Raw genomic sequence first — 7,056 nt, forward strand, 5'->3', positions numbered from 1 at the left:
TTTAGACTTGTTTTCCCTCAAAAAGTGCCGACCTTTGGAGTGATTGGGGGGAAAATTCAGGTACTTTTTCCCTGAAAATTAGGTAATTGACCCCCTGAAAATGGGTAAAACCCCACACCCCACACCCCACACCCCACACCCCACACCCCACACCCTGCCCCCAGGAAAAGCTTTTTCAGCAAACCCTAATTAGGAGTGAGCGCTTGACTTTGCCAGCGGCTTGGGTTATAATTGTCTTACAATGGGATGTTTTTGTTTATTGCTGACTGCTCAGATTACCATTATAAATAAACTCTTTTTAAAATATTATTGCAAAATCTGCCCACAAAAGCAAGCAAAATTTTGCCATCAATTGTTAAGTTTTGTTAAGAAAAATCCCAACAGTGGCAAGGAAGAGAACTCCCTTAGCTGATCAGTCCGATCCCCTTGATAGTTTATCATGGCTTTTGGGATAATTCTAGAAGTGTGGGACTGATTTTTAGCTTTCTAGCAAAGACGACAAAACCACTAAACTCTATGAAAACTTGGTTAGAAGATCGCGGTATTTTACCCGCTTACGGTGGGGGGGTAATCATTGGCATTACCCTCTGTTTTTTCGGAGCTGCGACCAATACCATGGCGGGATGGTTGTATGCTATCTCTGGCACGACGATCGCTGTTTTAATTTTATCGATAATTTTACCCCGTCGTTCCCTTCTTCCTCTGAAAGTGCGTCGTCTTGCCATTGTACCCGTGAGTGCGGGAGACGATCTTAGTATTAGCCTAGAGATAGAAAATACTAGCAATCAGCCGATAAATCTGTTAGAAGTGACAGATATCCTGCCTATAGTTCTCGATCAGCCAAAAATAACCGCAATAGAAGCGATTGCCTCCAAAAGTTGCCATCATTGGACTTATTATTTACCCACCAGTAAACGGGGTATTTATCACTGGCAAGAAGTACAATTAAGAACAGCGGCCCCTCTCGGTTTATTTTGGTGTCGTCGTTGTCATCAAGCAGCGGCTAAAGCTTTAGTTTATCCCCAAATTTTACCCTTACAACAATGTCCCCTAATCGATTCCCTCGGTCAAGAGATGGAACAAAAATTAGAAAATAATCGCTATTATCAAAGGGCTAGTCAAGGACTTACCCGTAACCTGAGACAATATCGCCAGGGTGATTCTAGCCGTTTAATTCACTGGAAAACTAGCGCCCGTTTGGGAGAATTTCAAATTCGGGAATTAGAAGTGTTAACGGGAGGACAGGAAGTGATTATCTGTCTCGATACCCTCTGTGATTGGCAAGAAGACAGGTTTGAACGGGCGATTATTGCCGCTGCTTCCCTCTATTTTTATGCCCATCGTCGGCAACTAAATGTGAAACTCTGGACCGGTGAAACGGGGTTAATTCAGGGGGAAAGGGTCATTTTAGAAACTTTAGCGGCTATAGAGGCAAAAGCTAGTCAAAAAAATGCTAATCTGCCTAATTTACCTGTAATTTGGTTGACAAGTAACTTCAATTCCATCGAACAACTCACCCCCGGCAGCCGTTGGTTATTTTTCCTCGCTGCCGATTCTAGGGAGAGTCCTTCACTCTTAATCCGACAGTTTAGCGGATTGGCGATCGAACCGGAAACTTCTCTACAACAACAATTGCAAAAACCCCCTCGTTGAGGAAATTTCCGTTCATAGTCTAGATTGAGAGGAGATTCTCCAGAAAAAAATGCCCGTATCCCCGAAAAAGATGTTATGATAGAAAAGACTCGGACTCATGCGATCGCAACGCCTTAACCTTGTCAGGACCGGAAGGTAGCAGCAATACGGGATGCTTGTGACTGGCGTGATCTCCGGGTCTTTTTGTTGCCTGTGACGGTCGCTGTTGTGAACGCTTTCAAAACTTTTCGATCACTTACTGCCGAAACTCGTCGTCAACTACTCTTCCTCTTCGTCACGGCGCTGTTTTTCTGGATAAGTATTACCACTCTCCTCCCCACTCTCCCCACCTATATTGACTCCCTAGGCGGTAGCAAACAAGATATCGGTTTTGTCATGGGGGCCTTTGCTATCGGTTTAATTTTATCGCGCAGTTGGTTAGGCAATCTAGTCGATCGCCGCAGTCGCAAATTAGTGGTTTTATTTGGAACTATTGTCGCCGCTACCGCACCCCTCGGTTATCTATTTTTTCGCGATCTTTCCTCTTTATTCGCCGTCCGCGCCTACCATGGTCTCAGTATCGCCGCTTTTACCACCGGTTACAGTACCCTAGTGGTGGATTTTTCCCCCGTTCGTCAACGGGGAGAGATAATTGGTTATATGAGCTTAACTGCACCCCTAGGCATGGGAATCGGTCCAGCTTTAGGCAGTTATCTCTACCAATCGATCGGTTATAACGGTTTATTTCTAGTTTCCGCCGCTTCAGGAGCGATCGCCTTTCTCTTTGGTTTCTCCATTCAAGAACCGGACTTCAAGAAAAAATTAGCCCAAATGAAGGCAGAAAATCAGACAATCGAGCGCAGTTTTTGGGCATTATGTCAAGAGCGAGCTTTTTTAGTCCCTACCTTAGTTTTTCTATTGGTCGGTACTTTATTCGGCGGTTTAGTCGCTTTTTTACCCCTGTTTCTCCTCGAAAATCAGATTCCTTTCAGTGCCGGTCTATTCTACAGTTATGCGGCACTATCGGGGGTAATCGGACGGATTTTGTCGGGAGGAGCCAGTGATCGCTATGGACGGGGTTTATTCATCACTATTAGCGTTTTTTGCTATGGTTTATCCATGTTGGTTCTATCTTCTGCCCGATCTTCCTCCGCTTTAATTTTAGCCGCTATCCTCGAAGGTACGGGAGGGGGGATTTTATTCCCTATGTTACTGGCTTTAATCTCCGATCGCTCTGGGCCCCAAGAACGCGGCCGGGCCTATTCTATCTGTATCGGCGGTTTTGATGTGGGAACAGCCTTAGCCGGTCCAATTCTGGGGGTTTTAGCAATTTCCTACGAAACTATGTTTAGTTTATCGTCAGGATTAGCTGTTATCGCTCTCTTTCTCTTTTTTACTCTCTCTAACCCCACCATACGCCATTCTTTTCTCTTCGCTTTCGGTTTAGAAAAAGATCGTTATGCTCTGCGCGGACAATTACAATAAAGCTTACTGAAAAAGTTTTTCCTAGGGCAGGGTTATTTAATAGGTTTGAGGTGGAAAATTATCGGGAATATCTAATTCAAATACTTGGTCATGAATCCGAGCCACATAAAGCCCTTCTTGCAGAATTTTTTCCCGTAATTCCGGGGATACATGAACCGCCGCTAATATGCCATAGAGTTTTTTATCTTTGTGTTCAGGAAAAAAGCGGCGAAACCGTGGCAAAATACTTTTTAATTGTGTAATATCTTCCTGTCTAACATGACTTTTAACCTCAACGATATAAGCGGTATTTAGCTCACCATTGCTATAGGCAAGAACATCAATTTCTAGGTGTTGTCCTTCTTTACTGACTCGCACACTAGGACTAACAACTTCCATACCAAAGCGTTGTCTGAGAATCGTTTCCATTGAAGGAAGGGCAAGTCCTTCGGTAAAGCTGCCGAATTTGGCACCAAGTCCCCCAATTTGTTTGCCCAGTTCTTTGAGTTGTTTGTCAGTTTTCTTCTGTTGTTGGGCGTTTTCCTTCTGTTGTTGACTAACTTCCTTCAATAGTAGTTCAGTCTCCTTCTGTTGTTGACTGACTTCCTTGAGTTGTTTGTCAGTTTCTTTTTGAGCGGCAGTTAATTCGGCTAAGAGTCGCCATACGTCTTCGGATGTGGTTGCCATAGATGATTTTTTCCTTCTGATCTGGTCTATTGCTATTTTAGTCAATCGCGCCGATACTTCCTAATTTTTAAGCTTCAATGCTCTCTTTTTTGTCAAGTACATCTTATCCCATTTTAAGCGAACACTACCGTGCGATTAGCGTAAACCAAAACGCGATTTTGCAAGTGTAAACGGACCGCTCGCGCTAACACCACCCTTTCTAAATCCTTACCTTGACGAATTAAATCTCCCACGGTATCGCGATGGCTAACTCTGACCACATCCTGCTCGATAATTGGCCCCTGATCGAGATCGGCAGTGATATAATGGGCGGTGGCTCCAATAATTTTTACCCCTCGATCGTAAGCCCGTTGATAGGGATTAGCTCCGGCAAAAGCCGGTAAAAAAGAATGATGAATATTGATAATATTGGGGAAAAAGTTAATAAAATCTGGAGTGAGAACCTGCATATATTTAGCTAAAATCACTAAATCTATCCGGTATTCCCGCAGTAACTCTAATTGTCTGGCTTCCTGTTCAATCTTGGTTTCGGCGGTAATGGGAATATGATGAAACTCAATACCGAATTGATTGGCAACTGAGTGTAATTCTGGATGATTGCTAATAATTAAAGGAATTTCTGCCCTAATTTCTCCCCCGTGTTGTCGCCATAATAAATCGAGGAGACAATGATCCTGTTTTGTCACCCAAATAGCTAGACGCGGGACAGTATCGGAAAAATGTAAGGACCAACTAGCCTGCAAAGGTTTGGCAATAGCGGCGAAAGCTGGTTCGATCATCCCACGGGGTAAATTAAACCCTTCTAATTGCCATTCTATCCGCATCAGAAACAATCCCGCCGAAAAATCCGTGTGTTGGTCGGCGTGGATAATATTGCCGCCATTAGCGTAGATAAAATTAGCGATTTTCGCCACCAGACCAATCTGGTCGGGACAAGAAATTAACAAGGTTGCAGTGGTACCAGTCATAAATTATCGGTGGCAAGAATTGACTTTTTCTATCCCCTAATTGATTACAATTTCAGGCACTTCGTCCCTTTGATGCACATAAAAGAGCATTTGTCAAGAGCGATCGCCGATTAAATTTCCGGTTAAACTGATACAGTATTCTCTTGCTCAGAAGTGGCAAAATGCCGCTCGATCAGGGAGGGGACATCTTGGGGAGCTACCTGATTATAATGCTTTTTATCGGGCATAACCACCAGATTCGGCCCTTTTTTGCACTGTTTTAAACAGCCAGTTAATTTAATATTCACCGCTTCTCCCAGTCCTTTTTCCTCTAAACTACTCTCTAACCTTTGGCAGACTCTCGCACCGCCATTTTTCCAACAATCGGACTTCTGACAGATTAAGACGGTGGCTTTTTGCGCTTTTGCTGGGGCCACTTCTGGAGTTTTTTCGCCGGATAAATGCTCGATCCCTAGTACCCTCAGTTTTAATTTTCCCTTCTTTGAACAAAGACTACTTTCTCCCGTCACTTTTAGCCATGAGTGGAGAGCAATATTGAGAGGTATGTGGTCTCGCAGTGTTTTTTCGGGCTTAAACCAATATTCTCGTTTATCAACACTGATTCTCAGGTATTTTACCTTATATCCGTCTTTGAGGACAAAACCGAGGAATTGACCGACCACTTGAAAGGGAACCATGGCAGTTACAGATTTTGACATACTTTCTCACTTTTTACTCTTAGATTGCTAATTTTTCTCAAGGATTATGCCTGCCAACAGGTTTCCTGCCAACCGATTAAACAGCTTTGGGAAGCCTCTACCTGTCGCAGGACAATCCACAGCTGTAAAAGTTGAGCGGGGCTATCGATGCGAACCTGCAAAAGCTTATGGAGCGAGCATTTATCTTCAATGTCCAGGGCCTGCAGCCGGTGGTAGAGCTGCCAGCGCTCCCAAGCACTAAGAGGGAAGATTTTCTCACCTTCCGATGGCAATTTGTCTGTACTCATGGGGCTTTTAATTGAGAACTATTAGCAATATAACTCTAGGCTGATGTTCTCAGTATAACCGACAACTGCAAATAATTATCAATAACCTGAAGAAAAAAAGTTACCCGGTAGCGGCGATCGGCTAAAATCTTGCTTGTCCGCTTTGCCGATCCCGGAATCGCTACCGCCTAGAATTGTCAAAGAGATAAAAATGGAGATAACAAGATTTATTGACGAAAATTATGGATAAAAAAGCTCAAAAAACCGATAATTCAGCAATTCTCTATTTTGATGGTGGTTCTCGCGGCAATCCGGGGAGAGCAGCCGGTGCAGCGGTAATAGTTTTAGCCGAGGGTAATTCCTTGACCACGACTAGATATATGGAGAGAGCCACTAATAACGAGGCCGAATACACGGGATTGATTATTGGATTGGAAAAAGCTCAAGAATTAGGCTTAAAAAGCCTAGAAATTCGTGGAGACAGTCAATTAGTCATCAATCAAGTTAAGGGAGACTGGAAGGTAAAAAGCGATAGTTTACGTCCCTTTTATCAGCGTGCTTGTCAATTAGTTGCCCGATTCGATCGCATTAGCTGGCGCTGGATTGAACGAGCTAAAAATAGTTTGGCTGACGCTGCTGCCAATCATTGTATGGATGCGGCGAAAAAATCGCCAGAAAAACCAAAGGAAGGCGAAACTAATCTCGATATTCTGCTCCAATCCCTGAAACCAGTCCTAAATACCGAAGAATTCGTTTTTTCTTCCCTAACAGCAACAGGACTAGAACAGCTACAATTAACCCCTATCTGCCAATTTCAGGAAGAGGAAGGCATAACGGTGATTATTCCCCGTCAGCAAGCCGATCGCCAGAACTTACAGTACAAATATATTTATAGACAAATTACTCTTTCTGTGCATTCTAGTTTAGCGGCGGTGGGATTTTTAGCGGTAATTAGCGAGAAACTGGCCGCAGCAGCAATTAGCGTCAATGTCATTTCTGGTTATTATCACGATCATTTATTTATCCCTAGGGATAGGGTGACAGAAGCGATGGCTATTCTCGAAGAAATTAGCCGCTCCTAATAGTAGTCAGGAGACAGGAGGCAGGAGTCAGGAGACAGGAGACAGGAGACAGGAGATCATTTCATTTATCCTCCCCACACCCCACACCCCCAACCCCCCACCCCCCACCCCCCCCCCCCCCCCCCCCCACCCCCCACCCCCCCCCCCCCCCCCCCCAACCCCCCCCCCCCCCCCCCCCCCCCCCAACCCCCCCCCCCCCCCCCACACCCCCACCCCACCCCCCACACCCCCCCCTCCCCCCCCCCCCCCCCCCCCCCCC

Annotated in this window: 7 protein-coding genes and 1 other RNA gene; 4 read left to right on the forward strand and 4 right to left on the reverse strand. The window is 44.9% G+C overall.

The features are described from left to right. Positions 1–516: 516 nt before the first annotated feature. From O9290_RS19190 to O9290_RS19200, 3 genes are all read left to right on the forward strand, one after another. Entirely contained in the window at positions 517–1,653 is a 1,137-nt protein-coding gene (locus O9290_RS19190; protein WP_002759662.1) for a DUF58 domain-containing protein, read from the forward strand. An 86-nt stretch (positions 1,654–1,739) separates the two neighbouring features. Beyond that, positions 1,740–1,836: signal recognition particle sRNA small type (gene ffs / locus O9290_RS19195), an RNA gene on the forward strand. A gap of 9 nt (positions 1,837–1,845) precedes the next feature. Next, the gene (locus tag O9290_RS19200; RefSeq protein ID WP_002759666.1) at positions 1,846–3,117 is read left to right on the forward strand and encodes an MFS transporter; all 1,272 of its coding nucleotides are present in this window, start codon (positions 1,846–1,848) and stop codon (positions 3,115–3,117) included. 36 nt (positions 3,118–3,153) lie between these two features. Here O9290_RS19200 and O9290_RS19205 read toward each other — a convergent pair whose 3' ends face one another. The 4 genes from O9290_RS19205 to O9290_RS19220 all read right to left on the reverse strand — a co-directional run bounded on the left by O9290_RS19205 (position 3,154) and on the right by O9290_RS19220 (position 5,736). Then, positions 3,154–3,783, reverse strand: coding sequence for a DUF3782 domain-containing protein (locus O9290_RS19205; RefSeq protein WP_002759667.1), 630 nt, complete (start codon positions 3,781–3,783; stop codon positions 3,154–3,156). A 113-nt stretch (positions 3,784–3,896) separates the two neighbouring features. Further along, entirely contained in the window at positions 3,897–4,751 is an 855-nt protein-coding gene (gene purU / locus O9290_RS19210; RefSeq protein WP_002759669.1) for a formyltetrahydrofolate deformylase, read from the reverse strand. A 122-nt stretch (positions 4,752–4,873) separates the two neighbouring features. After that, positions 4,874–5,449, reverse strand: a complete 576-nt coding sequence (locus O9290_RS19215; protein ID WP_002759670.1) for a (2Fe-2S) ferredoxin domain-containing protein — start codon at positions 5,447–5,449, stop codon at positions 4,874–4,876. 44 nt (positions 5,450–5,493) lie between these two features. Continuing rightward, positions 5,494–5,736 carry an Asr1405/Asl0597 family protein gene (locus O9290_RS19220; RefSeq protein ID WP_002759671.1) on the reverse strand — a complete coding sequence of 81 codons (243 nt, stop codon included), beginning with the start codon at positions 5,734–5,736 and terminating at the stop codon, positions 5,494–5,496. 221 nt (positions 5,737–5,957) lie between these two features. Here O9290_RS19220 and O9290_RS19225 point away from each other — a divergent pair, with 221 nt between their 5' ends. Next, a complete protein-coding gene (locus tag O9290_RS19225; RefSeq protein WP_002759672.1) occupies positions 5,958–6,797 on the forward strand; it encodes a reverse transcriptase-like protein in 840 nt (279 codons plus the stop codon). Positions 6,798–7,056 lie beyond the last annotated feature (259 nt).

Source organism: Microcystis sp. LE19-41.2A, assembly GCF_027530405.1.
In the GTDB taxonomy this organism is placed as follows: domain Bacteria; phylum Cyanobacteriota; class Cyanobacteriia; order Cyanobacteriales; family Microcystaceae; genus Microcystis; species Microcystis aeruginosa.